The 15,261-nt window shown below is 47.0% G+C and carries 15 protein-coding genes; 9 read left to right on the top strand and 6 right to left on the bottom strand.

The genetic code is table 11. The features are described 5' to 3' along the window. The first annotated feature begins 2 nt into the window (after positions 1-2). From EJV45_RS17045 to EJV45_RS17025, 5 genes are all read left to right on the top strand, one after another. On the top strand, positions 3-863 hold the full coding sequence (locus EJV45_RS17045) for an SDR family oxidoreductase (protein WP_129717601.1): 861 nt from the start codon (positions 3-5) through the stop codon (positions 861-863). An 89-nt stretch (positions 864-952) separates the two neighbouring features. Continuing rightward, positions 953-1,186 carry a hypothetical protein gene (locus EJV45_RS17040; protein WP_129717598.1) on the top strand — a complete coding sequence of 78 codons (234 nt, stop codon included), beginning with the start codon at positions 953-955 and terminating at the stop codon, positions 1,184-1,186. Between the two features lie 238 nt (positions 1,187-1,424). Next, positions 1,425-2,207, top strand: a complete 783-nt coding sequence (locus EJV45_RS17035) for an ABC transporter permease (protein WP_129717596.1) — start codon at positions 1,425-1,427, stop codon at positions 2,205-2,207. Positions 2,208-2,209: 2 nt separating this feature from the next. After that, positions 2,210-2,980, top strand: coding sequence for an ABC transporter ATP-binding protein (locus EJV45_RS17030; protein WP_129717594.1), 771 nt, complete (start codon positions 2,210-2,212; stop codon positions 2,978-2,980). Positions 2,981-2,987: 7 nt separating this feature from the next. Next, positions 2,988-3,962, top strand: a complete 975-nt coding sequence (locus tag EJV45_RS17025) for an MlaD family protein (protein WP_129717592.1) — start codon at positions 2,988-2,990, stop codon at positions 3,960-3,962. A gap of 7 nt (positions 3,963-3,969) precedes the next feature. Here the strand turns inward: EJV45_RS17025 and EJV45_RS17020 are convergent, their stop codons facing one another. Beyond that, positions 3,970-4,203: a hypothetical protein gene (locus tag EJV45_RS17020; RefSeq protein WP_129717590.1), complete on the bottom strand. Its 234-nt coding sequence runs from the start codon at positions 4,201-4,203 to the stop codon at positions 3,970-3,972. A gap of 205 nt (positions 4,204-4,408) precedes the next feature. Here EJV45_RS17020 and EJV45_RS17015 point away from each other — a divergent pair, with 205 nt between their 5' ends. Continuing rightward, positions 4,409-5,995, top strand: a complete 1,587-nt coding sequence (locus tag EJV45_RS17015; protein ID WP_129717588.1) for a M1 family metallopeptidase — start codon at positions 4,409-4,411, stop codon at positions 5,993-5,995. 3 nt (positions 5,996-5,998) lie between these two features. On the opposite strand, the gene EJV45_RS17010 is transcribed toward EJV45_RS17015, so the two are convergent. Next, positions 5,999-6,826 carry a ThuA domain-containing protein gene (locus EJV45_RS17010; RefSeq protein WP_129717586.1) on the bottom strand — a complete coding sequence of 276 codons (828 nt, stop codon included), beginning with the start codon at positions 6,824-6,826 and terminating at the stop codon, positions 5,999-6,001. Positions 6,827-6,994: 168 nt separating this feature from the next. On the opposite strand from EJV45_RS17010, the gene EJV45_RS17005 reads away from it, so the two are divergent. Further along, entirely contained in the window at positions 6,995-7,816 is an 822-nt protein-coding gene (locus tag EJV45_RS17005) for a glycoside hydrolase family 25 protein (protein ID WP_240755321.1), read from the top strand. 222 nt (positions 7,817-8,038) lie between these two features. Here the strand turns inward: EJV45_RS17005 and EJV45_RS17000 are convergent, their stop codons facing one another. After that, a complete protein-coding gene (locus EJV45_RS17000) occupies positions 8,039-9,136 on the bottom strand; it encodes a mandelate racemase/muconate lactonizing enzyme family protein (protein ID WP_129717582.1) in 1,098 nt (365 codons plus the stop codon). Positions 9,137-9,209: 73 nt separating this feature from the next. Between EJV45_RS17000 and EJV45_RS16995 the strand changes: the two genes are divergently transcribed. Together EJV45_RS16995 and EJV45_RS16990 are read left to right on the top strand one after the other, a co-directional pair. Continuing rightward, entirely contained in the window at positions 9,210-11,234 is a 2,025-nt protein-coding gene (locus EJV45_RS16995) for a thioredoxin domain-containing protein (protein ID WP_129717580.1), read from the top strand. A 42-nt stretch (positions 11,235-11,276) separates the two neighbouring features. Continuing rightward, positions 11,277-11,777 carry a peptidylprolyl isomerase gene (locus tag EJV45_RS16990; RefSeq protein WP_129717578.1) on the top strand — a complete coding sequence of 167 codons (501 nt, stop codon included), beginning with the start codon at positions 11,277-11,279 and terminating at the stop codon, positions 11,775-11,777. Between the two features lie 69 nt (positions 11,778-11,846). Here the strand turns inward: EJV45_RS16990 and EJV45_RS16985 are convergent, their stop codons facing one another. The 3 genes from EJV45_RS16985 to EJV45_RS16975 form a co-directional block, all read right to left on the bottom strand. Then, a complete protein-coding gene (locus EJV45_RS16985) occupies positions 11,847-12,287 on the bottom strand; it encodes a hypothetical protein (RefSeq protein WP_129717576.1) in 441 nt (146 codons plus the stop codon). Between the two features lie 35 nt (positions 12,288-12,322). Beyond that, positions 12,323-13,945, bottom strand: coding sequence for an ABC-F family ATP-binding cassette domain-containing protein (locus tag EJV45_RS16980; RefSeq protein WP_129717575.1), 1,623 nt, complete (start codon positions 13,943-13,945; stop codon positions 12,323-12,325). 823 nt (positions 13,946-14,768) lie between these two features. Further along, entirely contained in the window at positions 14,769-15,248 is a 480-nt protein-coding gene (locus EJV45_RS16975) for a GtrA family protein (RefSeq protein ID WP_129717573.1), read from the bottom strand. Positions 15,249-15,261: the final 13 nt, after the last annotated feature.

The following is a 15,261-nucleotide window of genomic DNA, read 5'->3' as shown; positions in this document are numbered from 1 at the left end:
GCATGAAAAAACAAGCAAGCAAGAAAATACGTCCTGAACAGTCTCAGTCATCATTACCAGGTAAAGAATCGGAAATGCGGCCTGATCCGGACTATCAGCCCCGGGCTACCCGGCTACGACTTGAACGCAAGGTTGCCCTGATCACCGGCGGCGATAGCGGTATTGGTCGTGCCGTTGCGCTTGCCTACGCTAAAGAAGGAGCCGATCTTGTGTTAAGTTACCTCAGCGAAGATGACGACGCCAAAACTACTGAGGAAGCGGCCAGGGAATTTGGCGCCAAAGTACTGCTTGTACGCGGAGATATTTCTGATGAAAAACATTGCAAACATCTCATCGGGGAAACGATCCGCGAATACGGACAGCTGGATATCCTGGTCAATAACGCCGCCATTCAATACCCACAGGAGAGCATTGAGAAAATAACCGCCATACAGCTTCATAAGACCTTCGCTACGAATATCTTTGCGCAATTTTATCTCTGCAAAGCGGCGCTGCCGCATTTGAAGGCCGGTTCGAATATTATCTGCACAACTTCGGTAACAGCTTACCGCGGCAGCGGTCATCTGATTGACTACGCTTCAACCAAAGGTGCCATTGTTTCATTTGTCCGCTCGCTTTCTGCCTCACTTGCACAAAAGAACATAAGGGTTAACGGCGTTGCGCCCGGACCTGTATGGACGCCGCTTATTCCGGCTACTTTTCCTGCAGATCATGTTTCTGAATTCGGATCTGATGTGCCCATGGGCCGTGCCGCAGAACCCAATGAAATTGCGCCCGCGTATGTGTTTCTTGGATCAGACGATGCCAGTTACATTACCGGACAGATTATCCATCCAAATGGTGGCGAAATCATTAATACCTGAGCCATGCAAAGGTGTTTTCGTAAAAACAAATTCACCACTTTCAACGTAGTTTAACTAATCGCTCCTCATAAATGCTAATGCCCTGAATCATGGAGCAAACATCAAAACGTTTCAAAATCGAGGCTCATGTAGATTACCTCTCTGAAGAACTCGAAGTTCATAAGGAAGCCGGACCGGATGGACCTCATTTTACCTGTTACCTGGATGAACACCGCATTGCTGTGCTCTGGAAAAACACCTACGGGGAGTGGGAGCAGGTATGGGGCACACTTGATTCATTAAGTGTCCATTCGATTTCGGTTGCCATTGAAGAAGCAGACTAAGCTGATGACAGACCGTTTGATTGCGATGCTGATATTAAATATATTATTCACTTTGACTATTCTGATATAAGCGTCAGTTTTTTTACCTTGGCCCTCAAATTGCAGAAAGGCCGAAACAGAAGCAATATTTTTTTGTTATAGCTCAGATTATTTACCAAAAGACAGAATTTCTGTATCCATGAGTCATCTATTCAGGTTCTTTCCGCGTTAAATAAAGAGGATACGAATTTCTAATTCAATGGCAGAAGACAACGAAAAAAAGCCCGGTCGCATCAGCAGGATGTTCCTGGTGTTATACGACGTGTGGCAGTTTATCGGAAGGTTTTTCAAAGAGGCCTTTCTACCGCCCTATGAAGGTAAGGAGCTGATGCGTCAGTGTTATGATATTGGCTACCGCTCATTGTTGCTGATTTCCCTAACCGGATTTATAACGGGTGTGGTGTTTACGAAACAGTCGCGGCCCTCGCTTGCCGAGTTTGGGGCAACATCCTGGCTTCCTTCTCTGGTGGGTATCGCGCTCCTGCGTACGCTGGCACCTTTATTAACCGCATTGATTGCAGCCGGAAAAGTAGGCTCCAGCATTGGTGCTGAGCTTGGGTCAATGCGCGTTACCGAGCAGATCGACGCCATGGAGGTCTCTGCGACAAATCCCTTCAAATTTTTAGTTTCCACACGTGTGCTCGCCGCTACAATTACCATTCCTATCCTGACCTTCTACACCGCTATGGTGGGCATGCTTGGTGCTTTGCTTAATGTGTATACAAATGAAGAAACCAGCTGGCAAGCCTTCTTCTCATCCTCGCTCGAATCCATAACTTTTCTTGATGTCATTGCCTCTACGATCAAGGCGGTGCTGTTTGGCTTCACCATTGGTATGGTGGGCTGTTACCAGGGGTATAACTCTTCGAAAGGGACTGAGGGTGTGGGCAAAGCTGCAAATGCGGCGGTGGTAACCGGTATGTTTCTCGTGTTCGTGGAGGAAGTAATTACTGTTCAGTTTTTTGGTTTATTCCGCACCTGATCATGGATGTAACAGATAAAACCGGTGTAAGAGAGCGGGTCGTAGAAATTCGCGATCTGCACAAGTCTTTTGGGAACTACCATGTATTGCAGGGCGTAAATCTTGATTTATACCGTGGCGAAAACCTGGTGGTACTGGGAAAGTCGGGCACGGGTAAGTCGGTGCTGATCAAGATAATCGTTGGCCTGTTAAATGCCGATTCGGGGAGCGTAAAGGTGCTCGGCAGCGAAGTGGACAAGATCGATTACAAGTCTTTGCTCAGCCTGCGTCTACGGGTGGGCTTCTCGTTTCAGAACAGTGCGCTGTATGACAGCATGACTGTGAGACAGAACCTAGAATTTCCCCTTGTCCGCAACCGCAGAAATCTGACGAAAGGGGAGGTAGCTGCCGAAGTGGAGCGCGTACTCGACGCCGTTGGTCTGCTGCAGACGCTTAACCAGATGCCATCAGAACTTTCAGGCGGGCAGCGTAAGCGGATAGGCATAGCCAGAACATTAATTCTGCAGCCGGATATCATGCTTTATGATGAGCCGACAGCAGGCCTCGACCCTATAACCTGCCTTGAAATAAACGGCCTGATTAACGAGGTTCAGGAACGTTTTCATACCAGTTCGATCGTTATCACGCACGACCTTACCTGCGCGAAAGCTGTAGGCGACAGGGTTGCCATGCTGCTCGATGGCACTTTTCAGCGGCAGGGAACATTTGAAGAAGTATTTAATACCGACGACGAACGCGTCAAAACATTTTACGATTACAATTTTATTCAATAAGCTATTTATGCAGGTATCAGAAAACCGCCGAAAAATCACCGTAGGACTATTCATATTCCTTGGCCTCCTCATTTTTGTGATTGGCGTCTTCACGCTGGGCAGTCAGAAAAAAGCGTTTGTAAAGAGTTTTACTGTAGATGTGGTCTTTAATGATATACAGGGTTTAAAGGCAGGTAACAACGTATGGTTCTCTGGTGTTAAAATCGGGACCATTAAAAAGATCCGCTTTTTCGGCACCTCTCAGGTTCAGGTGTTTTTAAGCATTGAAGAGGAAGCACACCGCTATATTCATAAAGACGCGAAAGCAAGTATCAGTTCTGATGGCCTGATCGGTAACAAGATCATCGTGCTAACCGGCGGCACATTGAAATTCCCTTTCGTGGAAGACGGCGACAGGCTCCAGGTTAATACCACACTGAGCACCGACGACATCATGAAAACTTTGCAGGTTAACAACAAAAACCTGGTCGAAATAACTACAGACTTCAAGACGCTTTCAAAAGGGCTGGTAGACGGCAAGGGTGCAGCAGGTGCGCTGTTAACTGATGAACAGATAGCCAACGACTTTCGCAGTATGGTAAGTAATCTTCAGAAAACATCAGGAGCAGTAAATTCCATGGCTGCAGAACTTGGTGCATTCAGCCGCAAGGTGAATACACCAAATGGCCTTGCAGACAAACTGTTTACCGATACAGCGGTATTTGCAAAACTGAATGCTTCGGTAGACGAATTGCAAAAGACCGCGCGGTCAGCATCAGCAATTACCGAAAATCTGGATCGGGCAAGCGGCAAATTGAACCAGACAGACAATGCCGCCGGTATGTTATTGAACGATCCGAAGGCCGCCCAACAGGTGCGCAGCATTATGCAAAACCTTGAGAGCAGCAGCCAGAAACTGGATGAGAACCTCAAGGCCTTGCAAAGTAATTTTCTGTTCAGGGGCTATTTTAGAAAGAAGGAAAAAGACGCACAGAAACAGTAATGTGTTTTTAGTATTTAGCCATTCGTATTTCGTATTTAGACGAGGCATTGAAGGAGATTTGAGATGTGAGATATGAGTCTTTAGAAAGGGTATTTAGCCATTCGTACTTCGTATTTAGATGGGGCGCATACCCTGCATGGCGCATGGCCGGTTTTGCGCCGTGGTCGTTCATCTTGGTTCTTTTCTCTTTAATCTCATTGGGGACTTCTGCGCCCAGGGCTTTGAACTTTGAACTTTTCACTTTCAACTTAATACCTACAACTTAAAACTTACAACCTAATACCTCCAACTTAGAAACTCCACCCTGGTCAGCTGTGGTCTGATTCGCGGCATCTCATAAATTTACAAAAATAGCAAACAGCGTCAGGCCCGGCCTGTTTAGAATCCAGATGCTATTGTGTGTCTTTCATCTTCGAACAATCATAGAACCCCTTTAATCGTATTCCATGAAGAAATCAGCTTTTCTCTTTATTTTATTAAGCTATTCAATTTTTGCCTTTGCACAGGACACAGCTTACTGGCAGCAGGCACTTAAATATAAAATCGATGTAACCCTGAATACGAAAGAAAATACAATCAGGGGAACCGAAAGTATTGTGTACAAAAACAACTCACCGCAAACGCTTGAATTTATCTGGTTTCACATCTGGCCAAACGCCTACAAAAGTGAAAACACCGCGCTTTTTAAACAACTTAAAGCTGACACTTCAAGATCTGAGAAGCTTGGCAAGTATACGCCCGGCAGCATCGAGGGGCTGGCCTTCAAGGTAAACGGGAAAGGTGCGGTTACTGAACCACACAGCAATCCGGATTATATTGATGTAATTAAAGTAAAACTTCCACAGGCACTTAAACCCGGCGAGTCTTGTACGATTACAACACCATTTACTGTAAAATTGCCATCTTATTTTTCAAGATCAGGCTTTGCTGACGGTCAGTTCATGCTATGCCAATGGTACCCTAAACCGGCAGTGTTTGACCGTGATGGCTGGCATGAGTTTCCTTACCTTGATATGGGAGAGTTCTATAGTGAATTCGCTGATTTTGATGTAAACATCACCGTTCCCTCAAACTACGTCGTAGCAGCTTCCGGCACACTGAATACCAAAGAAGAGGCTGACCAATACAAGGCCGTCGGATCCAGGAACGCAAAGAACCGTTCAGGTAAGCCCGAGCTATACCAGGTAAAATCAAAGGGCGCAACGAAAACGCTCAACTATACCCTCACGCACGTTCCGGACTTTGCGTGGTTTGCAGATAAAGACCTGGTTATTCAGTATGACACAGCTCAGGTAGCTGGCGGTAAGGTGATTGACGCCTTTACGTATTATCACAATAAGCCGAATACCCTTTGGGTTAATAGCATCGATTATACGAACGATGCGGTTAAAAAGTACAGCGCCTGGGTTGGAACATATGCGTACCCCGTAGTTCAGGTTGTAGAAGGGCCAAAAAACAATGCAAGCGGTGGTATGGAATATCCGACAATTACGCTGATCACCAGTCCTGATGCAAAGGTTGAATCGTTAGACGCTGTAATTGCACATGAGGTAGGGCATAACTGGTTTATGAGTATGCTGGGCAGCAATGAACGCAAACATGCCTGGCAGGATGAAGGACTGAATACCTACTTTCAGTTCAGGTATGAGGCCGAAAAATACAAAGGTAACTCTGTTTTTGGCGATAAGATTCCTGCAAATATAAAAGCACTGCCAACCAAAGATTTTCAGGCTACGATATACAATGCGCTGTCTAACGTGCCCATGCCCGATGCCATCGATAAGTCGGCCGAAAAATTCAGTACATCAGACGCTTACAGCATGAGTTCATATCTCAAACCCGCGCTGTGGGTATATATTCTTGAATCGCAGGTTGGCAGGGAAAAAATTGATAAAGCCTTTCAAAGCTATTTCAATAAATGGAACGGAAAACATCCGCAACCGGGCGATCTCCAGAAGTCGTTCGAAGAAAGCCTCGGTATGAAACTGGATCAGTATTTCAGCCTGCTTAATAAAGAGGGCGACTTCAGGTAAAAACTATTTTCCGGCACGGCGCTGTATAGCGCGGATGAGCAATGCGTTCTGCTCCGCGCTTGAAAAGGTAGATGACAATGATTTGTTATGCGGTGCATGTTCATAGTCGATATCGTTATGCCCCATATTGATGTAGAGCATGCGATACTTTTTGTTGCGCCATACCACGGGATAATCGCCCTCGTGCCATATTTCGTGTTGCTTTGGTCCGGTGCCGAGCGGAAAGCTCGATTGATCTACCGATAATAACACTTCGATATCATTGTTTTTGCGGAGGTCATTTTTCCATTTGTACCATTCATTCGCGGAAGATTTGAACGTAGCCGGAAAGCCTTTAAAATAGCGGTGTTTTGGTTGCTCCACGCGAAGTGTCGCCGGAACCGGGCGCCAGGTATTGCCTGCGTATTCTCCTGAACCCAGGAATTGCTTGTGGTACCAGGGCCAGTTTTCGGGGTATGCGGAGGGGCTAAGCGCAAATGCTGCAAAATGAAAACCGATCCAGGCGCCGCCCTGCTCCATGTATTGCTGAAACGCTGCGCGCTGTGCTGCATCTTCAGGTCGGGCATCTAAAAACATGATCAGATTATAGTTGCGCAGGGAATCGCGGTTAAGCATTGACCAGTTATTGGTGGACCGGTAGCTAAACCCATACTTACGCGCTGCTTCCAGCAACCAGGCATTGGCCTCCGTTACAAAACTGATGTGAGCCTGGTCATTTTTCGCGCTGTAAAAGGCGAGCACTTTAACTCCTTTGCCCTGGGCAACAGAGGAGCATATGATTGCGATCATGATAAAAGCAGCGGTCGGCAATGTTGAAAGTTTCTGGAACATGCCGCAAATTAGTGAAAAAAATGTCCTTCAATATCATACAGATGCCTGAATGGCTGGCTTTGTGTATGGCGGGGCGGGAGCCATTGTGTATGTTTGTATGTGGAGAAGCCGAGCAGACCAGCAAAACCCAGACAAAAGACAGCACAGCCGACTGCGCGTAAAACCCCTTTGAAGCGCGGCCGGAAAAAGAAAGGTAAACCCTTTCCAACGTATGCCAGGGTCGGCCTGGTGTGTCTTGCCCTGATATTGCTGTCACCCTTTTATTATGGATATGTATTGAAAGGTTTTTCTGCAGCCTGGAACTGGCTTCGCGACCCTGCCGGTGATCCCGAATACAGAAAGTATGAGAGTTTCGGAATCCGCATTCCCCGCAGACACGAGATCCACGGTATTGATGTGTCGTATTATCAGGATAAAATAGACTGGCAACGCGTAGCACATATGGAGGAAGACGGTGTGCGGATCAGATTTGCCTTTATAAAAGCTACCGAAGGACTTCTAAAGGTAGACCGGTTTTTTCAGCGCAACTGGCGGGAGGCGCCAAAGGCCGGACTACTCTGCGGCGCCTATCATTTTTTCAGGCCCATGCGTGATGGAAAGGCACAGGCCCGCTTTTTCCTGCAGGTTGTTGGGTTTGAAAAGGGTGACCTGCTGCCTGTAGTAGATATCGAAACCCTGGATGGTGCGAGTCCCGCCAAAATGCGCGGCGAACTTGCCGATTTTCTTGCTTACATGGAATTGCGAACGGGTTCAAAGCCGATCATCTATACGGGATTGAAATTTTTTCAGGACCATCTTGAGGGGCACTTTGATTCGTATCCGTTGTGGATTGCACACTATTACCAGCCGCGGTTGCGCATCTCATCAAAAACTAAATGGCATTTCTGGCAGCACTCCGATAAAGCCAGGGTAAACGGTATCCAGCATGTGGTAGACTTTAATGCATTCAACGGCGGCAGCCTGGCGCTCGAAAGGCTACGAATCCGTTAATTTTTCAATGATGATAAACACAACTGCCAATGTTAGCCCGGTTTGTGAGCTGTGGTAGTTGAGGGGCCGATTCGAGATTGGCTTATATTTTATTATGCGGATAAGGTATCCGCTTATGTCAGCCCGGATTTGTATCCGGGTTTTGCGGATAAAATATCCGCCTCTCAATGCTTCCGGATTGCAAATCCGGAAGGACTAAAGGACTAAGAGCCTGTCAGCCCCCTACACCACCCACCGATCACATTTTTCCAGAAAATATTCGTCAACATCAGCGCCGATCCCTTCCACCTCAGGCACATGCAGTTCGAAGCCGGTATAAGTCAGTCCGCCGATAATCGGATCAACTTTATGACCAAGCAGGCAGGTGTCGAGATCAAAAAATACGACGTTCGGACTTGCCAGTGCGAAATGCAGGTTGGCGGTCAGAGCCAGCCGGCTTTCCATCATACTGCCGATCATACACTTGACGCCGTTTTGCAGTGCCACTTCATGAATTTTTTGGGCGCCTAAAATGCCGCCCGATTTCGCAAACTTGATATTAAGGTAGTCGCAAGACTGGCTGTTGATCTGTTTGCGCGCATCATGATGGTTGTAGCAGCTTTCATCAGCCATGATCCTCACAGGAACATTCAGCTTTAATTCCGGAAGGCGGTCATCATACCACGTCCGCATGGGCTGTTCGCAGAATTCAATATTAAAGGCCTCAAGCTCACCCAGGGCATAAAGCGCCTCGTCAAAAGACCAGCCCTGGTTGGCATCGAGTCTGATTGTCACATCACTGCCTACGGCGTTTCTTATTGCTTCTACGCGCTGCAGATCGGTAGGAACATCTTTTCCCAGCTTTATTTTGATAATTCTGCAACCGTTTTCGACATATGCCGCCGCCGTGGCGGCCATTTGTTCCGGTGTTGCGATGCCAATGGTCATATCCGTTTCGATAGTTCTTTTTTCTCCACCAAGGAAACGATAGAGCGGTACTCCGGCATGTTTTGCAGAGATATCAAACAGCGCCATGTCGAAAGCGCTATTTATCGTTGTATTGTGGTCAGCGTAAGCAAGCAGATCGGCCATTCGCTCCGGAATCTCCAGCGGATTTTTGCCTTTCCAGATCTTTGCAAAATCTCTTGCCATGGCCAAACATGTTTCCTGCGTTTCGCCGACAATCATCGGGAAGGCTGAACATTCGCCGCTGCCGAAAAGTCCGTTGTCGGTATAAATCCTTACAAGTACATTTTGCGCAAATTCAAGGGTTCCGGTTGCAATGGTAAAGGGTTCGATAGGGATACTGAAACGGTAGATTTCGGTGTGCGTAATTTTCATAATGCAGGTCTTTGCTGCACTAAAGATAAACCATAAAAAACAAAGGGCGGTCAAATCTGCTTACCTTTATAAGATGAATCATGAACCCAACCGACTGATCCACGCATCGTCGCCCTATTTGTTGCAGCATGCCCACAATCCGGTAGACTGGTTTGAGTGGGGCCCGGAGGCGCTCGAAAAAGCGCGTACCGAACAAAAACTTATTCTCGTTAGTATTGGATACTCCGCATGCCATTGGTGCCACGTCATGGAACGTGAAAGTTTCGAACGTCCGGAGGTCGCCGAGGTTATGAACCAGTATTTTGTGTGCATCAAGGTCGACCGCGAAGAGCGGCCAGATATTGACCAGATCTATATGTATGCCGTGCAGCTGATGACCGGCGGCGGCGGCTGGCCCCTTAACTGCATCTGTTTGCCCGACCAGCGGCCGATCTATGGGGGAACATATTTTCGAAAAGATGACTGGATCAATGTGCTGATGCATGTGGCGCGGTTATGGGCTGAGGAACCCGAAAAAGCGATGGCTTACGCCGGGCGTCTCACCGCCGGTATTGAAGAAAGTGAACGGTTTATGCCTGCACAAATTCAGCCTGATTACACCCAGGCCGATCTTGCCGACATACTGGAACCCTGGCAGCGGCGTTTTGACATGGCCGACGGTGGATACAACCGCTCACCAAAGTTTCCGCTGCCAAACAACTGGACTTTTCTGCTTCGCTATAGTTTTCTCTTCGATCATGATGCCCCGGGTGTAGCCACCTTACTTACTCTTGAAAAAATGGCACTCGGTGGAATTTACGATCAGATTGGCGGTGGCTTTGCCCGTTATTCAGTAGATGGTAAATGGCACGTACCGCATTTTGAAAAGATGCTGTACGACAATGCCCAGCTTATAGGCCTGTATGCCGAAGCATGGCAGTATACCAGGCTGCCGTTATTCCGCGAAGTAGCAACCGGAACCATCGAATGGCTCAGAAGAGAAATGTTATCTGAAGAGGGCCTCTTTTATTCTGCCCTTGATGCCGACAGCGAAGGTGTAGAAGGTAAGTTTTACGTATGGCAGCGTGAAGAGTTTGATGCGCTGCTCGGACCTGATGCACCCTTGCTGGCGCATTATTACCATGTTACCGCAACAGGTAACTGGGAAGAAGAGGAAACAAACATTCTGTTGCGAAAATCAACTGATGAAGATTTTGCAAGAGATGTTCAGATCGGTCTTGAAGAGCTGAAGGAAAAGGTAGCACGTGCAAATGCATTGCTGCTTGACGAGCGGAGCAGACGCGTGCGCCCCGGCCTCGATGATAAGTGTCTAACCGCCTGGAATGGCATGGCCATCAAAGCCCTGGCAGATGCATCACAGGTGTTCTCCGACAGCCGCTATTATGCGCTTGCGGCAAGAGCAGCCGATTTTATCATCGACAGGATGATTGATGAGCAGGGGATCTTATACCGGAACTTTAAAAGTGGAAAGGTGTCTATCCCTGGATTTCTTGACGATTACGCATTTTTTATCGACGGCCTCATTTCGCTTTACGAAGCTGGTTTTGAAGAGCGCTGGTTGCTCCAGGCGCTCGAACTCACAGAAACGGTACTTAGAGCGTTTACCGATCCCGACGGGGCATTGTTTTTTTATACGCCGGCCAGCAATGAGGCCCTCATAGCCAGAAAACATGAAGTGATGGATAATGTAATTCCTTCCTCAAATTCGGTTATGGCCCAGAATCTGAGGCGTCTGGGTATCTGCTTTGACCGGGAGGATTTGTCTGACCGGGCAGCGGCAATGCTTGCAGCCGTGCATCCGCAGATCAAAACATACGGCTCAGCGTATTCGAACTGGGCTATCCAGCTTATGAACGAAGTTAAAGGCTGGAATGAGATCGCTTTCAGCGGAGATAACCAGCAACAGGAGCGTGAGGCCCTGAACAGTCATTACATTCCCAACAAAATTGTGCTTGGCGGAACAAAAAGTACGCTGCCATTGTTGAAGGATAAACAAAGCATTGAAACAAAAATCTATATTTGCCGCAACAAGGTTTGCCAGTTGCCTGTTCAAACGGCCGAAGAGGCAGTCCAGCTCATAGAAAAAACAAATTCCTGAACCGTTAAATTTGGCGGTTCATTATCTTAAAACAAAATATACATGAAAATTCAACCCAATTCAGTTGTAGGATTAACGTACGAATTGCACACCACCAACGAAGAAGGACAGCAGGTATTTGTAGAGAAAGCTGATGCAGAACAGCCGCTCGTTTTCTTATACGGCGTTGGCATGATGCTTCCTAAATTCGAGGAGCACCTGACAGGCCTCGGGGAAGGCGATACCTACAGCTTCGAGCTGACCGCTGCTGATGGCTACGGTGAGCTTGATCCGGGTGCCTATGCAGACCTTCCGGTAGAGATGTTCCAGGAAGTGGAACTGCCAAAGGTTGGTGACGTGATTCCGTTGCAGGATAACAACGGAAACCAGTTCCGCGCCGGTGTTACAGGCGTAAATGAGACAACCGTTTCTGTAGACCTTAATCACCCGATGGCAGGCAAGAACCTGATATTCAGTGGTGAAATTCTAAAAGTTCGTGAAGCTACCCAGGATGAACTGAACCATGGCCACGCCCATGGTGTAGACGGCCATTCCGGACACTAGTATAAAATACCGCATAAAAAAGGCTGCGTTTCTTAAAAATGCAGCCTTTTTTATTTGCAATAAACAGAATTAGATCGATTTTGCCGCGGCCAGCACAATTGGTGGGCCGTCCATCGCATTACCTTTGTTTAATTTAAGAATGCCCTTTACAGTAACGGGTTTGTACGTAAACTTAACAGCCTCGGTAAGTTCTACCATCACCATGATGGGAACGCCGTTCTTCCCACAGTAGAAACACTGATTGATCGGAAGCGTAGACAACATGAATTTTTGTTGTTTCATGCCATCTTTTATGGGAACGATATAACCGTATAGTTCAAACGGTTTATTCTCATATTTTTTAATGTTAGCATTGTATACGGCGTACATTTCATTGTCGTTCGGTGTCTTGAAATCGACGCCGCCAATTACATCCCAGTTTGCAGACTCGATCAGGTCGTCAGGGTTGTGCTGAGCCTGTGCCGCAAGTCCGCCGGCCATAAGAAAAAGAAAAAGAATTTTACGTAGCATAAGTTAGTCCTTTCTAACAAATATACACATTCCTGTTAACGGTATAACTCTTCCCGCTGCCTAAGCACATCCGGATTGGTAATATACTCGTCATAACTCATCAATTTATCGATGGTACCTTTTGGCGTAATCTCGATAATCCTGTTGGCAACAGATTCCGTCAATGCGTGGTCACGCGAGGTGAATAAAAATGTACCTCTGAAATCCTGCATGCCGTTATTCAGTGCCGTGATTGATTCGAGATCGAGGTGGTTGGTCGGTTCATCAAACAAGAGCACATTCGCCTGCTTCAGCATCATCTGCGAAAACATACAACGCATTTTCTCGCCACCTGAAAGCACCTTGGTATTTTTCAATACTTCTTCACCGGAGAAAAGCATCCTGCCCAGGAAACTGCGGATAAACTGTTCGTCTTTGTCGGAGTCTGAATATTCGCGCAGCCAGTCGACCAGGTTGAGATCCTTCCCTGCGAAGTAAGCAGAGTTGTCATTTGGTATATCAGCTGTCTGTATGGTCACACCCCATTTAAATTCGCCTTTAAAATCGGTGTCCCGGCCGCTCAGAATGTTATAGAAAGCGGTCGTTGCAAGACTGTTTTGAGACAACACGGCAATCTTATCGCCCTTATTTACCATAAAGGTTACCTTATCAAACAGCACTTCGCCATTCAGGCTGGCACCCAGATTTTCTACCTGCAGGATCTGATCGCCCGCTTCGCGGCCCTGGTTATTAAAAATGATAGCCGGGTATTTCCTGCTTGAAGGTTTGATCTCATTAAGATCAATTTTATCAAGCGCTTTCTTACGTGAGGTTGCCTGTTTGGATTTGGACGCATTGGCGCTGAATCTGCGTATAAATTCCTGAAGCTCTTTAACTTTCTCTTCCAGTTTCTTGTTCTGGTCACTGCGCTGTTTTAAAGCAAGCTGACTTGATTCGTACCAGAATGTATAGTTCCCGGTAAAGATGGTCATCTTACTGAAGTCGATATCTACAATATGCGTACACACGGCGTCGAGGAAGTGACGGTCGTGAGACACCACCAGCACGATGTTCTGATAATCTGCCAGGAAGTTTTCAAGCCAGGCAATCGTGTCAATATCGAGGTCGTTGGTAGGCTCGTCCAGTAAAAGAATGTCGGGATTGCCGAACAGGGCCTGTGCCAGAAGCACGCGAACTTTCTGGTTACCATCAAGCTCCTTCAGCAACTTATAGTGATCAGCTTCCCTGATGCCAAGGTTACTCAGCATGGTCGCTGCATTGCTTTCCATGTTCCAGCCATCCATTTCGGCAAAAAGATTCTCCAGTTCGCCGGCACGCTCGCCATCTTTTTCGGTGAAATCTTCTTTCATATAGATGGCGTCCTTTTCCTTCATGATGTCATAAAGTTCCTTGTGCCCCATCATAACCGTTTCGATTACGCTGAATTCGTCAAACTCATAGTGATTTTGCTTGAGAACAGCCATCCGTTCGCCAGGCGTAAAACTTACCGTGCCGGATGTCTGGCTAACCTCCCCGGAAAGTATTTTCAGGAATGTCGACTTACCTGCACCGTTTGCACCGATCACCCCATAACAGTTCCCCTGTGTGAACTTAAGGTTTACATCTTCGAAAAGGGTCCGCTTGCCATAACGCAGCGATAAATTGGATACTGAAATCATGTGAATTGCAAATAAGCCGCAAAGATAGGCATTTTTATGGTAGGGGCGGAGTTACGGACGTACATAGTGCTCCGTACCTCGTATTTGGATAACCGCGCGGGAGGTACAGCGTAGTCTATGTCTGTACTGAGAAGCGAAAGTGCCGTAAACGGTAACTCGGCCTGCACATATTACAACGTAAAACTTATGACCTACAACTCATTGTTGTCCGGTAGAAATTTAAGAACAAAATAAGATCCTTCTGAACAGTCTTAAAGCACTATTTGCCTGAGTTTTCTAAACCAAGCCCCCTGAATATTCTGTCTGTGGGTTTTACGTACAGTCAGGGGTCTTGATTAGGGATTTGCCCGATTACTGCCAATGATACGTGCGACCCGGCCTTGTATCTTTTCGCCGCAGAAAAGTATTAAAAGTCTTGCACTGTTCTTAGGAGGTTGAGAAGAACCAAGGAGGGGAACTCTTTGGGAATAAGGAGTAACGAATCATGAACCAAGACCATAGCGCATAACCACTCATAACGCCGTTTTGCGTCTGGAGCTGAAAACATCCGGGCCTTTTCCCGCCGCCGTCGGACTTTTGATGCTTTTATGTAAGAAGAGATACACAGCCGGAGCGGTTTGTTCGTCTCTTTCATGTTATTTCAAATGGTACGAACGCTTTCGGCTATGCCTCAGGTGCTTCTTTTCCAAGAAAAAGAAGGAGTCCCCGCGGCGGTGAGCGGTTCGATACCACAGCTCTACATTTATTGAAAAGCGAAGAGTGATATTTTCGCAAAACTTTTCCGGACAATAGTGACGCTCAAGGTAAACTTAAAAAGCCACTTTCACCCCCCTTTCCCTCCTTTAAACGAAAAGTGTTTTTGTGAGAAATAGCTGAAGATGGTCAGCAGGCAGGTTGTGATGAATTTGGCGATAGTGGGATAGAAGTGAAGTGTTTCTACCATCAGTTTGATCAGCGCATAGTTTAGCAGAATATTCATCAAAACAACAGTCGCATAACGAAAAAGCTGCTGCCTGCCGCGCAGGGTCGACTGGGTAAAAACGAGGTATTTGTTGAGCAAAAAACCCATGGGAAAGGTAATGCAAAGCTCAATGATCAGCGCGGCGATCGGCGCAGTGATCATGACGAAAGGCAAATGAATATTCTCCTGCCGCAGAATGTAATTGTAGGCAAGAAAATAGATGAGTACACCCATCAGAGCCGTGGTTCCGCCAGATGCCAGGTACCGGAAAGTATGGATAGGAATCAGCCGGGAAAACGGCGGGTGAAAAAAGTCAATGATTTTGAGGAGGGTTTTTCGCATGTGTTGCTCCGGC

Origin of the sequence: Pedobacter sp. SYP-B3415, assembly GCF_004138205.1 — a bacterium.
Lineage (GTDB): Bacteria > Bacteroidota > Bacteroidia > Sphingobacteriales > Sphingobacteriaceae > Pedobacter.
The sequence above is the reverse complement of the archived record's forward strand: the minus strand, read 5'-3'. Positions and strand labels throughout refer to the sequence as shown.

Bases quoted from the DNA above. Each gene is read 5' to 3' on its own strand.
- EJV45_RS17035 (WP_129717596.1), top strand. From the start codon at position 1,425: ATGGCAGAAGACAACGAAAAAAAGCCCGGTCGCATCAGCAGGATGTTC.
- EJV45_RS16995 (WP_129717580.1), top strand. From the start codon at position 9,210: ATGAATCATGAACCCAACCGACTGATCCACGCATCGTCGCCCTATTTG.
- EJV45_RS17000 (WP_129717582.1), bottom strand. From the start codon at position 9,136: ATGAAAATTACGCACACCGAAATCTACCGTTTCAGTATCCCTATCGAA.
- EJV45_RS16975 (WP_129717573.1), bottom strand. From the start codon at position 15,248: ATGCGAAAAACCCTCCTCAAAATCATTGACTTTTTTCACCCGCCGTTT.
- EJV45_RS17040 (WP_129717598.1), top strand. From the start codon at position 953: ATGGAGCAAACATCAAAACGTTTCAAAATCGAGGCTCATGTAGATTAC.
- EJV45_RS17025 (WP_129717592.1), top strand. From the start codon at position 2,988: ATGCAGGTATCAGAAAACCGCCGAAAAATCACCGTAGGACTATTCATA.
- EJV45_RS16985 (WP_129717576.1), bottom strand. From the start codon at position 12,287: ATGCTACGTAAAATTCTTTTTCTTTTTCTTATGGCCGGCGGACTTGCG.
- EJV45_RS17015 (WP_129717588.1), top strand. From the start codon at position 4,409: ATGAAGAAATCAGCTTTTCTCTTTATTTTATTAAGCTATTCAATTTTT.
- EJV45_RS16980 (WP_129717575.1), bottom strand. From the start codon at position 13,945: ATGATTTCAGTATCCAATTTATCGCTGCGTTATGGCAAGCGGACCCTT.
- EJV45_RS17045 (WP_129717601.1), top strand. From the start codon at position 3: ATGAAAAAACAAGCAAGCAAGAAAATACGTCCTGAACAGTCTCAGTCA.
- EJV45_RS17030 (WP_129717594.1), top strand. From the start codon at position 2,210: ATGGATGTAACAGATAAAACCGGTGTAAGAGAGCGGGTCGTAGAAATT.
- EJV45_RS17010 (WP_129717586.1), bottom strand. From the start codon at position 6,826: ATGTTCCAGAAACTTTCAACATTGCCGACCGCTGCTTTTATCATGATC.
- EJV45_RS16990 (WP_129717578.1), top strand. From the start codon at position 11,277: ATGAAAATTCAACCCAATTCAGTTGTAGGATTAACGTACGAATTGCAC.